This is a genomic window from Pseudomonas sp. 05T35, from assembly GCF_056396605.1.
In genome coordinates, this window is record NZ_JBFTLU010000096.1 from 14,769 (window position 1) to 29,678 (window position 14,910).

Annotated in this window: 15 protein-coding genes; 6 read left to right on the forward strand and 9 right to left on the reverse strand. The window is 57.9% G+C overall.

Annotation, left to right across the window (positions count from 1 at the left end):
* The first annotated feature begins 55 nt into the window (after nucleotides 1-55).
* Nucleotides 56-685 carry a hypothetical protein gene (locus tag AC1DH9_RS10180; RefSeq protein ID WP_427544872.1) on the forward strand — a complete coding sequence of 210 codons (630 nt, stop codon included), beginning with the start codon at nucleotides 56-58 and terminating at the stop codon, nucleotides 683-685.
* Between the two features lie 19 nt (nucleotides 686-704).
* On the forward strand, nucleotides 705-1,370 hold the full coding sequence (locus tag AC1DH9_RS10185; RefSeq protein ID WP_427544874.1) for a helix-turn-helix transcriptional regulator: 666 nt from the start codon (nucleotides 705-707) through the stop codon (nucleotides 1,368-1,370).
* Nucleotides 1,371-1,429: 59 nt separating this feature from the next.
* Here the strand turns inward: AC1DH9_RS10185 and fabV are convergent, their stop codons facing one another.
* Nucleotides 1,430-2,626 (reverse strand): enoyl-ACP reductase FabV, encoded by a 1,197-nt coding sequence (gene fabV, locus AC1DH9_RS10190; protein ID WP_427544876.1) that lies wholly within the window; start codon nucleotides 2,624-2,626, stop codon nucleotides 1,430-1,432.
* A gap of 281 nt (nucleotides 2,627-2,907) precedes the next feature.
* On the opposite strand from fabV, the gene AC1DH9_RS10195 reads away from it, so the two are divergent.
* Nucleotides 2,908-4,029: a hypothetical protein gene (locus tag AC1DH9_RS10195; protein WP_477808123.1), complete on the forward strand. Its 1,122-nt coding sequence runs from the start codon at nucleotides 2,908-2,910 to the stop codon at nucleotides 4,027-4,029.
* Nucleotides 4,030-4,043: 14 nt separating this feature from the next.
* On the opposite strand, the gene AC1DH9_RS10200 is transcribed toward AC1DH9_RS10195, so the two are convergent.
* The 5 genes from AC1DH9_RS10200 to AC1DH9_RS10220 all read right to left on the reverse strand — a co-directional run bounded on the left by AC1DH9_RS10200 (nucleotide 4,044) and on the right by AC1DH9_RS10220 (nucleotide 8,830).
* Nucleotides 4,044-4,379 (reverse strand): hypothetical protein, encoded by a 336-nt coding sequence (locus AC1DH9_RS10200; protein ID WP_429538690.1) that lies wholly within the window; start codon nucleotides 4,377-4,379, stop codon nucleotides 4,044-4,046.
* A gap of 111 nt (nucleotides 4,380-4,490) precedes the next feature.
* Nucleotides 4,491-4,880, reverse strand: a complete 390-nt coding sequence (locus AC1DH9_RS10205) for a c-type cytochrome (protein WP_427544882.1) — start codon at nucleotides 4,878-4,880, stop codon at nucleotides 4,491-4,493.
* A gap of 64 nt (nucleotides 4,881-4,944) precedes the next feature.
* The gene (locus AC1DH9_RS10210) at nucleotides 4,945-5,943 is read right to left on the reverse strand and encodes a LacI family DNA-binding transcriptional regulator (RefSeq protein ID WP_427544883.1); all 999 of its coding nucleotides are present in this window, start codon (nucleotides 5,941-5,943) and stop codon (nucleotides 4,945-4,947) included.
* Between the two features lie 105 nt (nucleotides 5,944-6,048).
* On the reverse strand, nucleotides 6,049-7,524 hold the full coding sequence (locus AC1DH9_RS10215; protein ID WP_477808124.1) for a glycoside hydrolase family 32 protein: 1,476 nt from the start codon (nucleotides 7,522-7,524) through the stop codon (nucleotides 6,049-6,051).
* 13 nt (nucleotides 7,525-7,537) lie between these two features.
* Nucleotides 7,538-8,830: an MFS transporter gene (locus tag AC1DH9_RS10220; protein WP_427528996.1), complete on the reverse strand. Its 1,293-nt coding sequence runs from the start codon at nucleotides 8,828-8,830 to the stop codon at nucleotides 7,538-7,540.
* Between the two features lie 162 nt (nucleotides 8,831-8,992).
* Here AC1DH9_RS10220 and AC1DH9_RS10225 point away from each other — a divergent pair, with 162 nt between their 5' ends.
* Complete coding sequence (locus AC1DH9_RS10225; RefSeq protein WP_427544887.1) at nucleotides 8,993-10,606, forward strand: carbohydrate porin; 1,614 nt, start codon at nucleotides 8,993-8,995, stop codon at nucleotides 10,604-10,606.
* A 159-nt stretch (nucleotides 10,607-10,765) separates the two neighbouring features.
* Here the strand turns inward: AC1DH9_RS10225 and AC1DH9_RS10230 are convergent, their stop codons facing one another.
* Entirely contained in the window at nucleotides 10,766-11,536 is a 771-nt protein-coding gene (locus AC1DH9_RS10230; RefSeq protein ID WP_477808125.1) for a phytanoyl-CoA dioxygenase family protein, read from the reverse strand.
* A 98-nt stretch (nucleotides 11,537-11,634) separates the two neighbouring features.
* Nucleotides 11,635-12,255 (reverse strand): cell wall hydrolase, encoded by a 621-nt coding sequence (locus AC1DH9_RS10235; RefSeq protein WP_427544891.1) that lies wholly within the window; start codon nucleotides 12,253-12,255, stop codon nucleotides 11,635-11,637.
* A 239-nt stretch (nucleotides 12,256-12,494) separates the two neighbouring features.
* Between AC1DH9_RS10235 and AC1DH9_RS10240 the strand changes: the two genes are divergently transcribed.
* Complete coding sequence (locus AC1DH9_RS10240; protein ID WP_123580473.1) at nucleotides 12,495-12,812, forward strand: DUF2388 domain-containing protein; 318 nt, start codon at nucleotides 12,495-12,497, stop codon at nucleotides 12,810-12,812.
* Nucleotides 12,813-12,990: 178 nt separating this feature from the next.
* Entirely contained in the window at nucleotides 12,991-13,326 is a 336-nt protein-coding gene (locus AC1DH9_RS10245; RefSeq protein WP_427544893.1) for a DUF2388 domain-containing protein, read from the forward strand.
* Between the two features lie 157 nt (nucleotides 13,327-13,483).
* Here the strand turns inward: AC1DH9_RS10245 and cuyB are convergent.
* Nucleotides 13,484-14,910: cysteate racemase (gene cuyB, locus AC1DH9_RS10250; RefSeq protein WP_477808126.1), on the reverse strand; the 1,427-nt coding region annotated here is incomplete at its 5' end.

Genomic DNA, 14,910 nt, shown 5'->3' on the forward strand with positions numbered 1-14,910 from the left:
ATTTATATGCTTCAATTGATATTGTTGAACAATCCCACGACAAGAGGGTGCCGTCATGAATATCAAAACCTTGGCTTTACTGCTGTTGGCGCTCTGCGCCCAGCCCGCCTGGAGTCAAACTCCCCCCGCATCGCCTGCACCAGCCGAAAGCGCTGCGCTCACCACGCGCCTGTCGTTGCGCGACCTGTGGATCGAGCATATTTTCTGGACCAGAAATTACGCGATAGCCAACCAGAGTGCTAACCATCAACAAGCCCAGGTCGCCGCCGCTCAGGTGGTAGACAACGCAACCCGCATCGCCAACAGCCTTGCTCCGTTGTATGGCCAGCCCGCTGCCGATCAACTGCTCAAGCTGCTTGCCGGTCATTGGGGTGCGGTCAAACATTACAGCGACGCCACTGTCGCCAAAGACAAGAAAGGCCAGCAGGCTGCTGTCGCAGAACTGACGAGCAATGCCAAGGCCATTGCGGCATTTCTCGCCAGCGCCAATCCCAACCTACCTGAAAGCACGCTGGTGACGATGCTGGCAGCTCACGGCGGCCACCATGTCGCCCAGATCGACCAGCTCGCCGCGCACGACTATGCCGGCGAAGCGAAGACCTGGCAGATGATGCGCATCCATATACTGGCGCTGGCCGACACGCTGACGGCGGCACTGGTCAAACAGTTCCCGGACAAGTTCTGATACCGAGCGAGCGCAGACCATGTTTGAAGGATTGGGCCGTACACAGCAGGACCTGCTCAATGCGCTACTGCACGACGCGGGCGGTATGAGCATTGACGAGTTGGCTGAGCAACTGGCTGTCACACGCACCGCGATTCGCCAGCATCTGGCGGCTCTTGAGCGTGACGGACTGGTGCTGCGCGGCGAAACCCGTCCGACAGGCCGGCGACCGGAGCAGCTGTATCAGCTCACCGACCATGCGCGGGAGCAGTTCCCTCGCCACTATCAGTTACTGGCCAGTGTGCTGATTGAAGAAGTGGCCGACATCATCGGCCCCGTCGAACTGGCTTCGCTGATGCGCCGTATGGGCCGCAAACTGGCGCTGGAGCGTGAACGTCAGGTGGTTGACGAAACAAAAATCGTGCAGCACATGAACCAGGCGGGATACGAAGCGGAGGTGTTCTTTCGCTCATCCGACGACAAGGAAATCGTCGCGCACAACTGCGTCTTCCACCGCTTGGCCGCGGCCTATCCGGTGGTGTGTGAGCTGGATCTGGCGTTGATCGGGACGTTGGGGGGAGCCGAAGTCGACCATACGGAGTGCATGGTACGGGGCGGTAATGTCTGCCGATTCAAACTTCGGCCGATCGAGCATCAAGCAGAGGCTGGAAAGGATGCACCTCCCGATCCAGCCACGGCTCGATGATCGGCAAACAGCAGCTGCCTCGCGTTCACGACGTCGAGGCAGCTGTTTACCCTTGAGACTTAAGCCTGGACCAGGTTGGAGATCTTGACGTCCGGATCGACGTCAGCCTCGTAGTCCACGCCTTCGATCCCGAAGCCGAACAGACGCAGGAACTCCGCCTTGTAACCGGCAAAGTCGGTGAGTTCGTAAAGGTTTTCATTGCTGACCTGATCCCAGAGTAGCTTGACGCGCTCCTGGACTTCAGGCGCCAGCTCCTTGTAATCCGCTCGCAGGCGCCCTTCTTCGTCCATGACCGGAGGATGACCGAACAAGCTGTCCTTGTAGAGCGCGTAGACCTGCTCGATGCAGCCTTCGTGTGTGCCCTGCTCTTTCATGACCTTGAACAGCAAGGACAGGTACAGCGGCATGATCGGGATTGCCGAGCTTGCCTGGGTCACTACCGCTTTCAATACCGAAACCCGTGCATCGCCGCCCAGGTCCGCCAAGCGCTCGCGAATGCTCAGGACTTTCTGGTCCAGGTCTTTCTTCGCCGCGCCAATGGAGCCATTCCAGTAAATGTCGTGGGTCAGCTTTTCGCCCAGGTAAGTGAAGGCAGTGGTTTTCGCCCCCTCGGCCAGAACGCCCGCTTCGTGCAGGGCATCGATCCACATCTGCCAGTCTTCGCCACCCATGACCTTGACGGTACCGTCGATTTCTTCCTGGGTCGCTTCGGCCAGGGTGGTCACGTTGACCTCTTCCTTGTCGGTGTTCAGGCCGCGCTGGGTAACCGACTTGCCGACCGGCTTGAGCGTCGAGCTGTAGACTTCACCGGTTTTCGGATCGGTACGACGCGGTGCGGCGAGGCTGTAGACCACCAGGTCGATCTTGCCCAGGTCGCGCTTGATGGTCTCGATGGTCAGGCGCTTGACTTCATCGGAGAACGCATCACCGTTGATGCTCTTGGCGTAGAGACCTTCCGCTTCGGCGAACGTATGGAAGGCCGCGGTGTTGTACCAGCCGGCGGTGCCGAGTTTGCCCTCGACGCTTTCACGTTCGAAGAACACACCCAGCGTCTTGGCGCCGCAACCAAAGGCCGCGGTGATGCGCGCAGCCAGTCCGTAACCGGTCGATGCGCCGAGCACCAGGACATTCTTTGGCCCATCGGTGATCTGTCCTTGCGCACGGACGTAGTCGATCTGATTCTTGACGTTGGCTTTGCAGCCAGTGGGGTGGGTAGTCACACAAACAAAACCACGAACGCGCGGTTTAACGATCATAAATATCTCCCTCTTCCAAGATGCCGAGAGCCAATACTGGCTATAAAAGTCATAGACGCTGGGAAAACGGAAGCGTCACGGTGGCGGGCCGATTCATTGGCTTCACTGTCCGGGCCTGTCGCAAATCCAGCGCATACCCTCGATGATTTGAGCCGCTGTTTCCAGTCCGAGAGTGGCGTTATTCAAAAACAACCTAACACGCGGTGATGACATTCTGGACGAACCCGTTTCCATTGCTAGCGTTATCGGTAGAAACACCTCAGGTCGTCAGGAGCAGTCCGGTGAACAAGCCCATGGAAGAGCGTTATGGCGGCAGACGCAGGACCTATCTATTCAATGAGTCGCACCTGAGACCACGGCAACGGGCCCTGCTCCTTGCACTGATTCTGTTGCTCATCAACGGTGTCGGTCAGTTGTTCATGGTGGAAGTGGTCGGACTGGATGGCGCAATCCTCCACCTTGTAGTGGTCCTCACCGCCTTCGCCACGGTGATCTGCGGCGCCCCACTCATCATGTTCCTGAGCATGGGCTGGTTCACCCGCTACAGCGAATTCCAGAACAGTTTGAAGGGCGGCGCCCTGGCGGCCTATCTGCAACGCTTCTGGTCGACCAGCCTCATCCATTCACTGCAGGACGAAGGAAAGCTGGGTCAGAGCGGTTCCGTGGATGATTGGCGAACCTGCTCCGACAAGAACCCGGAACTGTGCGAGCGTTTGTTTGCGCGGATCTACCATGAGCAATATGGATTGGTGCCATTCATAGTGCCGTTCATCATTCTCTTGTTGGTGGCGTATGCCGCGGCAGCCTTGGTCGCCTCCAACTATGTCATCCCCAACTGCGACAACACGCTGCAAGTGGCGTGCGTGTACAAGCTCGGAGTTCCACTGCTGGTCAGCTCGCTGGCGGGGGCTTTCATGTTTATCGACAAGTTGCTGGTCCTTGAAGGCGTGACATTGCCTGTGGTTGCGACGCTGGAATCGGAGGGCATCAACTCGATCGAGCAGGTGGCTGCGGCGGACCCGGTATTGCTTTCAATCCGCACCGGATTCCCCTTCCGGTTCACCTTGCGCCTGGGTTCCCAGGCTATCGTGCGGCGCCATCTGGGGGAAAACGCGGCCAGGCTGCTTCCAGTGGGGCTGGCTGATGTCGTCCCGGTTTTCCTGCTGGTGCGGGCACTCGATACCCCGGCGGTGCCAACCGGGGATTCCCCCGACAAGTACGACGGGCCGTTTCCGCGGATCGAGACACCCGATGCGGTCGTCCAGAACGCGGCCAACCGCCTTTTCCCCGATGACAATGACCTGCAACGCCAGGCCATCACCCGAATGAAATTTCGTCAAATTGCAGCCGAAGAATATACGGTGATGCTGGCACGGATAACGCCACCCGATACCGGGTTGTAACTGCAGGACAAACGTTATTTACGCGCCAACTTATACTTGACGCACTCGTCATAGAAACTCTGCCGGACAGCCTCGGGCTTGAACTTCGATTGACTGTCGTAGGTTTGCTCGGTGATGCCCATGGCCATCATTCGCATCCAGCCCTTGCTGAACTTGTACGCCTGGATCTTCTGGCGAGCGGCATACAGCGAGACCCCGGACAGCTTGAGTTCCTGGGCCCTTGCCGCGGTACCCGCGCCCCAACTGCACATAAACCGATCATTGGGCATCAACTCTCTTGCCTGGACAGAGACCGCAATGCTCGCCAGTACCAGCGAGATCGGCATGATCAATACATTGCGCATTTGCATTCCGCCTAACCACCTGAAAATAAAGTGATTTTGGCGGTGATTTTGAGGCTTCGGGGCCAGCAAAATGCCTTCTGTCCGGCTTTACTTGGATGATTTTTGCGGAACTACGGTTTATTGCGGCTGAAATGTCTGAAGGTAGGCCAACAGGTTTTCGATTTTTTCCGGATCGCTGATACCCCAGAAAATCATGCGGGTCCCGGGGACTACTTTTTTTGGCGCTTCGATGTAGGCAGCCAGCGTTTCGCGGGTCCAGACCACGCCTGATGATTTCATCGCGGTAGAGTACTGGTAGTCCGTCGTGCTGCCGGCATGGCGCCCAAAAATGCCATTGAGCTGCGGACCAAAAGAACCCCGGGCTGAATCGCCCACTTGATGGCAGCCACCGCAAATTCGATTAAAGAGTTTCCCGCCCGCTTCAGCATCGCCGGCAGCGTCTGCTGGTGTGCTGAATATGCCTGCATTGAGTATCAAGGCGACGGTTAGTACTGCGGCTTTCTTCAAGTTCTGCTCCTCATCAGGTGTTACTTACCGCTTTGAAGATCTACAGCGTGCTCTGTGGCAGCGATCACCAGGATTTACGCTCCACGAGGGGACATGAAACCCTATGAATAGAGGGCTCATTCCTGCTTTCGATCAAGTGCTGAGCGGCTCGCCGGCCCATTTCGTAATACGGGAGTTGCACGGTGCTCAGCGGTGGATAGAACAACTCGGCAACGCCGATCATATTGTCGTAGCCAAGTACGGCCACCTCGGCGGGAATACGCAGGCCACGACTGAGCAGGTATTGATAAGCGACCAACGCAATGCGGTCGTTGCCACAAATAAGCAGATCGAAGGTCGGCTTTCCATCCGACTCACGCAATTGCTGCTCCAGCGCTACAACCGTTTCCTCATAGGCGTCATCGGTCGACAGGTTGTATTGGGGAACACTGTTCAGGGACACACCGCCCTCTGCCAGGGCGCGAACCAATCCCTGCTGGCGCAGCTCCCAGGCGAGGCTGCTTTGCGGCAGGTTGATGCACAACGGATGCTGGTAGCCACGCTTCAGCGCTTGCCGCACGGCCTGGTACTGACCGTCTTCGTCGTCGGGTACGTAACAGGCCACGCCTGGCTCTGAACTCATGCAGTTGCTGAGTACCAGCGGCAGGCTGCGGAGCACCTGGGGAATCTCGACGGTACGAAGCTGCATGGCGCTGAAGATGATCCCGTCGGGCTGATGCGACAGCATCAGGTCGATGGTTTGCTGACTCGGCGGAGTCTCGAACACGTTGAGAATAAAGACGTTCCAGCCGTTTTCTCGTGCCGTGCGCTCCATTGAAAGCAGCATTTCTACAGCGAAGGGTGTTGTCGCGGTATCCAGCGCAAAGACGCCAATAGTCTTGCCGCTGGAGTGACCGCCACGGATCTTGCGCGCAGAAAGACTGGGAACGTATCCGAGGGACTCGACCGCTTGACGAACTTTCGCCAGCGTTTCCTGGTTCAGCTTTTCCGGGGTGTTGAGCGCCCTGGATACGGTCATGAGGGAAACCCCCGCCAGCCGTGCGACATCTTTAACTGAAGCCATTCGCGGGTGCCATTGCTTGTCTGGCCGGGCATCATGTCATGCTTGGCAAAAGCATGACAACACGATGCCCGGCAGCAGGCGGCACGAATGGTCTGCCAGGGGTACTCAGAGCTTGAGATCGGCCAGGTTCCAGACAGAAATCTCCCCGAACACCCCCGCCCCGTTGACCGCAAAAGCGCTGACACCCAGGCTGTCGGGCCGCGGATAAATCCGACTGCTCAAGCTATAGACGCCATCGTCGACAAACACCTCGATGGACGAGCGATCGAGAAAAATCCGCAGCGCAATCCGCGTTTGCTCCGCTTTCACCGGAACGCTACGAACACCGCTTACGCCAGCACCCGAGTGCTGCCTGTCGAGGACCAAACGTCGGGACATGGCATCGAAATACAGCAATGTCCGTTCCTGTTGGTCTTCACTACAGCGCAGCGCCAGGCCAAAGCGCTCGGCGGTGCTGCCTGCCAGATCCAGTTCAAGCTCAAACTCCAGCAGGGCGCCACGCACATCAAGTGTGCGGCTCCGGGATTCGACCGCGCCGACCTGCAGCATTTGTCGTGATTGCCGTAGCGCTGTCAGCTCACGGGCCGGACGCATACGCAGCCGCTCGCCGTCGCGGCTCAACTCACGTGGCAACGACAGCGCACCGCACCAGTGTTGCGCCTGGCTCGGCATAGGGCTGTCCCACATGTCCATCCATGCCCAGAGCAGACGGCGTCCGTCCGGTGCCAGCAGGGTCTGCGCGGCATAAAAATCGTGACCGTGATCGAGTTCGTGGAGTTCGCCTCTCTCAGTGAAATAGCCGGAGTCATCCAGCAGGCCCAATCGATAGCTGTTCTGGAATTTATTCCAGTTGTCGTACCCGCTGGGCTTCAGGCCTTGCGGCGAGTACAGAAAAACGTCGCATCCATCCACTTCGMATACGTCCGGGCACTCCCACATGTAACCGTCGGACTCGCGTTCGCCATCCAGGGCACAGCCGAGGTACTCCCACTGATGCAAATCCTCGGAGCGATAGAGCAAAAGCTGCGGGTCGTCCCCCTGACGAGCGCCAAGCGCCATCCACCATTGGTCTGCGCGCTTCCAGACCTTCGGGTCGCGAAAATGCATGATGTCTGGATGCGGTGGCGTTTCGATCACCGGCCCATGTTTGGTGAACGTGAGGCCATTCGTACTGCTGGCCAGGCATTGGACCTGGTGAATGTTCTGATCATCACCCGGCGCCCCTAACCAGGTGTGCCCGGTGTAGATCAGATAAAGCGTATCGCCGAAAACAACAGCCGACCCTGAAAAACAACCGTCTCGATCGTAGGGATCGCTGGGCGCCAGCGCGATGGGCAAATGCTCCCAATGCACCAGATCACGGCTCTTGGCGTGCCCCCAGTACATCGGCCCCCACTGCGCCGAGTAAGGGTGATGCTGATAGAACACGTGGTATTCGCCTTGAAAATAGACCAGCCCATTTGGGTCATTCATCCATCCGACCGGGGGCGACAGGTGATAGCCGAGGCGATAGTCGTTGCCACGTTCGGGCAGTTTTTTTTCGATGGCGCGATGCGCTTTGTCCAGCAGTGCAGCGTGCATGGCTTGGTCCTTACTAGGGTTCGTAACGGTTGGCTGATTGCGCCATGGCAGGAAGCTCTATCGAATCAAGAGCGCTTGCCCGGGAGGATTGGCGGGCGGGATCCGCACGTAGCAATGACCATGAMAGCAGCARGCAACTGCCTACCAGGCCAGCCATCGCTACGTAAACGCTCGAGAAGCCAACATGGTCGTAGCCGTATCCCACAAGTGGCGACAGCAGCATGGCGGTCAATTGCTGGGCAAACTGGAATCCCACCAGATAAATCGAGGCCGACAGCCGCGAATCGAAGTTGAGCGAAATGTATTTGAATACCGAGACCAGCAGGATCGGGACTTCAAGGGCGTGCAACATCTTGCAAGCAGCGATGGTCCAGGCATCCGTTGCCAATCCGGAGCCAAGAATGCGGACGAACATGATGCTGCCAGCCAGGATCAATCCATACTTGGCGCCAGTACGACCGACCACCCATGGCGCGAACAACATCAAGACCGCCTCGAGCAGAACCTGGGATGAATTCAGGTAGCCATAGGCTCGCGTGCCCTCCTCCGGGCTTGAGAAAAACGAGGAGAAATACACCGGAAACTGCTGTTCGTAGATCATGTAGATTCCACAAACCCCGGTCAGGTACAAGCTGAACGCCCAGAAGCGCGGCAGTGTCAGCAACTTCCAAAGATCGTTAAGCCGCACTGGTTTGCCGGCTTCGCCACCCGCGTGCGCTTCTGGTTTGTTGAAGCGCTGCAGATCCAGGCGGAACAGGATCAGCAAGAACACGACCCCGGCGGCACTGCTCATGTAAAACGCAATGTTCGGGTCAATGTTGAAGACCACACCAACGACACCTGTCGCACTCGCCCAACCCAGCGAGCCCCACATTCTGGTGGTGCCAAACTCGAAACCCGCGTGACGCGACAATCGCTCCGTATAGGACTCGATGACACCCACGCCCGCGAGCATGGCAAACGCCAGGAAAGCCGCGCCGACCACGGCCCCCAACACCACGTTCTGGGCCAAAAGGTTGGCGTAAACGTAGATCGCAAAGGGGGCCGAGGCGCAGAGCAGTACACCAATCCATACCAGCAGTTTTTTCGACAGACCAAGCCGATCCTGAAGAGCGCCATAGAACGGTTGAATCAGCAGTGCCGCAATCGCGTTGGCGGCAAAAATAAACCCGGTTTCCGTTCCATTCAGACCGATGACTCGATGAAGCCATATCGAGAACAGCGAGTAGCTGGATGACCACGAAAAAAAGAAGAAAAACAGTAAACCACTGATGAGCCAGTACTCACGTTTGACTGATAGCTGCATGTGACGACCCTCTTGTTTTTATTTAAGTTAACGTTAACATCGCAGCGCATTACGCGTCCTCTCCCTGCTCGTTGTCAAGTGGATCCAAGTACCAGGGGTGGGGATAAGGATCTGTTCAACAGGTCATTGCAGTACCCGAATACAAAAACAAGAGGGTTACCTATGAGTGCTGTGGTCTGTCGGCCTTTGGCTGGCTTTTCTTTGCTTTTTCTCTCCACTCAACTGCTCGCCGCACCGGTGCAAAGCATTGAGGAACGTCTTGCCAGGCTTGAAGCCAGAACCTCCGTCGCCGAGGCCAGAGCCCTGCTGGCGGAAGCTGACGCAGCTCGATTGCGCAAGGAAGTCGAGCAACTCAATCGGCAAATCGCGATCACCCCGCCGGCGATCGCACAAGCCTCTCTCAACGAGCGCGTTGCCCGGATAGAGGCGAACCAGCAGGTCCTTGAAAACCCTCCCCCAACGACCGCGTCGTCAGCCAGTTCAACCGGGCTTCCGAACGATGGCTTCACGTTCGGTGGCTATGCCCGCTCGGGGATAGTGACCAACGGATCAGGTGCCGGTCATGGCGGCCCCTACGTCACTCCCGCAGGCTCCGTGGGGGGAGCTGTTGGCAGGCTTGGCAATGAAGTCGATACCTACGTGGAGGCGAAGTTTTCGAAGGAAAGCCAAGCCAGCAACGGCACGCATTCGAAATACACGCTGATGCTCGCCGACGGCCTCGAAACACCCAATGACTGGACCGCATCAGAAAGCTCACTCAACGTGCGGCAGGTCTACGCCGAACTGGATCATCTGGCGTCCTTTCGAGACAACCCGCTGTTGCGCGATGCAACACTGTGGGCCGGCAAGCGCTTTGATCGGGACAATTTCGACGTCCATTGGCTCGACAGAGGGATCGTATTCCTTGCCGGGACCGGTGGTGGTATCTACGACGTGCGCCTGACCGATGACTGGCGCATCAATGCATCGCTGATGAGTCGCTCCTACGGCGACTTCGGTACCGAGGAAAACAAGGACATCAGGAGCTATGTCGCCACCCTTAATCAATTTTTCGATGAGGGTCGCTGGCAAGTCATGCTCAACGGCATTTCCTCGCGCCAGAACGATGCCAGCCTGAACGAAAAGAGCCACCAGGCATTCACCACAAGTACCCGGGTGAACAAGGCTGGGTTCAGCCCTGCCGAAAGCGGTTCGCACGGCATGCTCGCCTACCATCAGCCTGACTTTTTCGGCCGTGAGGGCTACTTCAAAGCGGCACTGCTGTATGGCAAGGGGTTGGGGGCGGAGGTCAACAACATCGGTGCCGATGGCGACCTGCTGGACGAGGCTCAGACCGTGCGGCTGGCGCTCTATGGCCATACCCGCCTGAATCAGGATTGGAGCATCGCGCCCGCGGTGATTGCCGAGCGCAGCAAGGATCGCTATGTCCCTGGCGACGACTATCGCTATGTGACGCTCAACATGCGTCTGGCCAATGAACTGAGCAGCAACTTCGAAATGCAATATGAGCTGAGCTGGCAGAAGATGGACCTGAATGCGCTTGGCTATAAGGACCGGCAAACAGCCAATGGTGACTACTGGAAATTCACGTTGGCGCCCACCTTCAAGGCACAAACCGGAGACTTCTTCGCTCGCCCTGAATTGCGCCTGTTCGCCACGTACATGAACTGGTCCAGGGACCTCGATAACTTCAGTGCAACAGACGATTTTGGTCAGAAGGGCTTCAAGTCTGGCGGGGTCTGGCAATTCGGAGTGCAGATGGAAACCTGGTTCTAAGCGCCCTTTAGAGCTGAACCGGCCCTGCAGGTCGCTCGCCTTCAGCCAGCGTGTCCTCCCGGTGCCGATCCTTCGCGTTACCAAGCTGGAGTCCGGCAAATCACCGGCTCTGATGATGAGCCGCCTCACCTGCGTTGCACTGCAATCACGCAAAACAGGTCAGTCGTATTCCGCTTCCCGATGCTCCCCCAGCAGGCGGCGTTGACGCGGTGTCGCGGCGGCCAGCACATCGGGGTTGAAGTGCCAGTGCAGGTAAGGCGAGAACTTCTGCGCCACCATTCGCCGGCCGTAGTGTACCTGCAACAGKTAGCGCACGCGGTCGGGGGTTCGGTTGTCGCTACCGGCGTGCCACAGCTCACTGCGAAACATCAGAGCGTCCCCGGCCCGACACAGCACTGGCTTCGCGATACAGCCATGCCACTGGTTTTCGCCGCGAGCAGGTGGTCGCCCGGCTCGGTGGCTACCGGGAATCACCTGGGTGGGACTAAGGTCGGCGTCGATATCGTTGAGGTAGAGCTGCGCGGTGCAGATCTGCATCGGCAACTCGAAGGCCGGGTCGGCCAGCAGGCTTCGCGGCAACTCCATCACCAGGTAATCCAGGTGCAATGGAGCGCCGATGAAGCCGGGATGGCAGCGCCAGGCGGTCTGGCCAATGATGTGACAATCCTCTCCCAGGGACGCTTCGGCCAGTTCGATGATCCCGTCCAGGTCGAGAAACGGCAGCCAAAACGGGTCACGGTTGAACACGCACTTGTAATGGTCAAGCAAGCCACTGTAGTCCCAGTGCTGGGGTTTCAGGCCGTCTATTGCATGGCACAGCGCGCTGATCCGGGCACTGTCCAGCACGCCAGGCAGTACCACAAAACCGTCCCGATGCAAGGCTTGAAGGCGGTTGGCAGTCAGTGATGACAAGCGCTCGGTGGTGTCCATGTTGCGCACCCGGAAAATGCCGATAACTCCCATTCATACTGGCACTGCGCGAGGTGCTTAGCCACGTTTGCGTCCTGACGAAGCCTGAGCGAACGCCCCTATCGTGCAGTACCATCGTGAGGCTTATAAAAGACAAATTTTCGGGTCTCGGCGGTCTTGATGTATTCCCTGGCCCATTCGGGTTTCACGTGTTTACTGTGGAAATACATGGCGCCATGGGTTCGGTCCGTGAGTTGGTGATTGAGCGCTTTTCGCGCTATTTCCGTGGCAGCCGCATAGGGAGCGTCTTCGTCGGCATGATCCGAACGTCGATCACACCACCACGAAAACTGGCAGGCATGCTTTTGCGAACCTTGCTTGACCACCTCGCACACCGTACCTGGAAAACCTTCATGGCCTAGCCGGTTCAACACCACATTGGCAACCGCTTCCATGTCGGCCAATTCCCCACCTTTGGCCTCCCAGAAAATAGTGCGTGAAAGGCAAGTTATTGCATCCTTCAAGGGTGCTTTGCCTGCCGGATCGACCGCCTGCGCTTCAGAGGGGGTAATCGCCTCGGCTTTGGGCACCGGTGCCACACTGCCCTTCTCTGCAGTCTTCTGTTCCAGGACTTGCGCCTTGTCCACCGCCACCTCCTTGTTTTGCGCTTGGTCAGCCGCGCCCACCTGCCCCCCGAGAAGGGCGATTGAGAAACAAGTAGCAATCCAGATCAGACGCATGACGAACCTGCCGACCGAGTCATATTGACGACTCCGCTTATAGCGGTCGACACCGCAGCAGCCCAATCATTCCAACAGACTGACAGCAGGCAGCTATTACTGCTGCATATCAACCCGACCGTCCGCTCACCCTTCTGCTTTACGTGTAGATATGCCGACGATGGGGAACTCCTGACTGTCGCCACACATCCAAATTCATGTAGCACATCCGTTGCTTCATCCTTTCGGAGGACGCCGTCATGCGTCGCACACTTGTCATCTCTTCGCTAATACTTTGCCTGCCCTTTGGTTCGGCCTTTGCCCGTGTGGATGCACGCGATGTCGCCACCTCGGCAGGTGTTTCCGCATCCCTTTACTCAACGTTCAAGGATCACAAACTGGTTGTTTCTGCCCGCGATGACGCTTCCAGCTTCGTGGCCAGTGGAGGTGCCATTCGCGGTGCCTACCTGGAGTCGGAGTTGCAACAGATTCGACGCGAGCACCCAGAGCTCAAGGCCAGCGACGAAGATCTGGCCCAAGCGATCCTCTTTCAATCCGAGGCACCTGCTGATCACTAGAGGCATACGCACGTCAGTGACAGGCCTTGGGGCTCACCGGGATGATGAGGCTGGCCTAATGTCCAGGTCCTCAGCCTCTGTGCTGACGTGCACCGCCGACCAGGAACTCCTGTCCGACAGCGCGGAACAAAAAACATAAGGCCGGTCATTCAGGCCTCATGTTTTAGGAGGGTTCGCCATGCGACGTATATTCCTCATTCCATTGCTGGTGCTTTGCCTGCCCTTTGGTTCGGCCATGGCCCACAGGCGCCATATGCCCGATATTGATGCGCGCGAAGTGGCAACGTCGGCAGGGCTCTCCGTGTCGCTGTACTCGACGTTCAGAGACGACAAAATCGTCACGCCAGCCCGCGAAGACCTCTCCAGCTTCGTCGCGAGCGGCGGCGCCATTCGCGACGCCAATCTGGAGTCGATGTTGATGCAGGCTCGACACGATCATCCTGGCCTCCAGGCCAGTGACGAAGAGCTGGCCCAGGCGCTGCTCGTTCAATCCGGGGCACCTGCGGATCACTAGAGATGAACGACACAGGTCAGTGACAGGCCCCGTTGGGTGCAACGAACATTGCGTGAACTTGACAACGGTGGACCCTCGAGTCGAACTCTCGCGCAAGGGTTCGACGGCACGACCGTGAGTCGGCGTCGTCGTTGCTCGCGCAAGCCGGTCAACATCATCACTGCGAAGCCCATTGAACACATTTGATCGCCAGAATAGTGGTCGGATCCACCAACGCGACCGTGTGCTCACGTATTTTGAAATCGTCGCAATGGCTCAAGACCAGCGGCAGTTCCGTGCATCCCAGAATCAGCACATCCGCCCCCAATTCGCACAGATGCTCTGCAGCAAGCAGTAGCTGATCCTTGCAATGCCCGTCGACAAAACCTGCCTTGATCCCACGCTCTCCATAGATCGCATCCATCACCAGCCCCTGATAATCGAAGCCCGGAGTGATCAGTTGCAAACCGGCGAGCCGTGCAGCGTCATGATAGACCCGGCTCTGGATCGTGCCGGAGGTGGCCAGCAGTCCAATTGTCTTGCCTGAACCATATCGCTCAGCGATAGCGCCTATGGTTTCGTTGAGCATATTGATAATGGGAACCCGAAGGTAAGCCTGGATACGCTCGACGAACGCGTGCGCGGTATTGCACGGGATCGCAATGGCGTTTGCACCATAACTCTCAAGCCGTTTGCAGGCGGCATACATGGCCATGGTCGGATCGGCTTGATTGAACAACAGGTTCGCGGTTCGGTCCGGAATCTGCGGATTCTGTTCGACGACCATCTTGATGTGTTCCTGATCCCGGCCAGCCGGCGTATGCCTGACCACCTTGGCCATGAAGTCCACCGTCGCCGCCGGGCCTACGCCGCCCACGATGCCAAGCTTGAACGGTGGACGAGCCGTTTGATTCTCTGGAAGGGTCGCCACCGCAGCGTATATTTCATTCACATCGAGCAGCTTCACGCCGCGACGTTGCAGGTCGGCACACACCAGCGAAAGCTCTGTCATCCCCGGTACGATCAGGCTCGCACCCTGGTTTTGCAGCGACAGGCAGGCCTGATGCACACGTTCCAACGGGACACCCTCAAGCTGTCCGTCCTTGATACCATCGACACCGTACATCGCCTCCATCATCGCCGATTGATCCTGCTCAGCCGGATAGACCAGTTGGAAGTCAGCCCCAAGGTAGCGCTCAAATAACCCTGAGTGACGAACGTAGTCCGAGGCCAGAACCCCCAGCGTGCTGCCCGGATCTGCAACATGACGGATGTTCTCGCTCAGGGCCGCCATCATGTCGAGGATGGGAATGCCCAATTCCTCCTGGATCTCCTCCCGGAAGGTGTGGCTCGCAAAACAAGGCAACATGATCGCGTCCACCCCGCTCGCCTCAAACGATTGGCAGACTTGAAAGACATAGAACTTTCTGGAGGTCATGCTCGCGACCCTGTCCAGCGGTAACAGAATGTCCTTGAAGGGATGTTGCTCGAAGAGGAAGTGGTATCGACCTTGATCAGCCAGCACGGCTCTCGACTTGACCAGCTTGAAGAAAAGGTCGCCTCCCGCCAGGGAGCCAAGCCCGCCGACGATACCCAGTTTTCGGG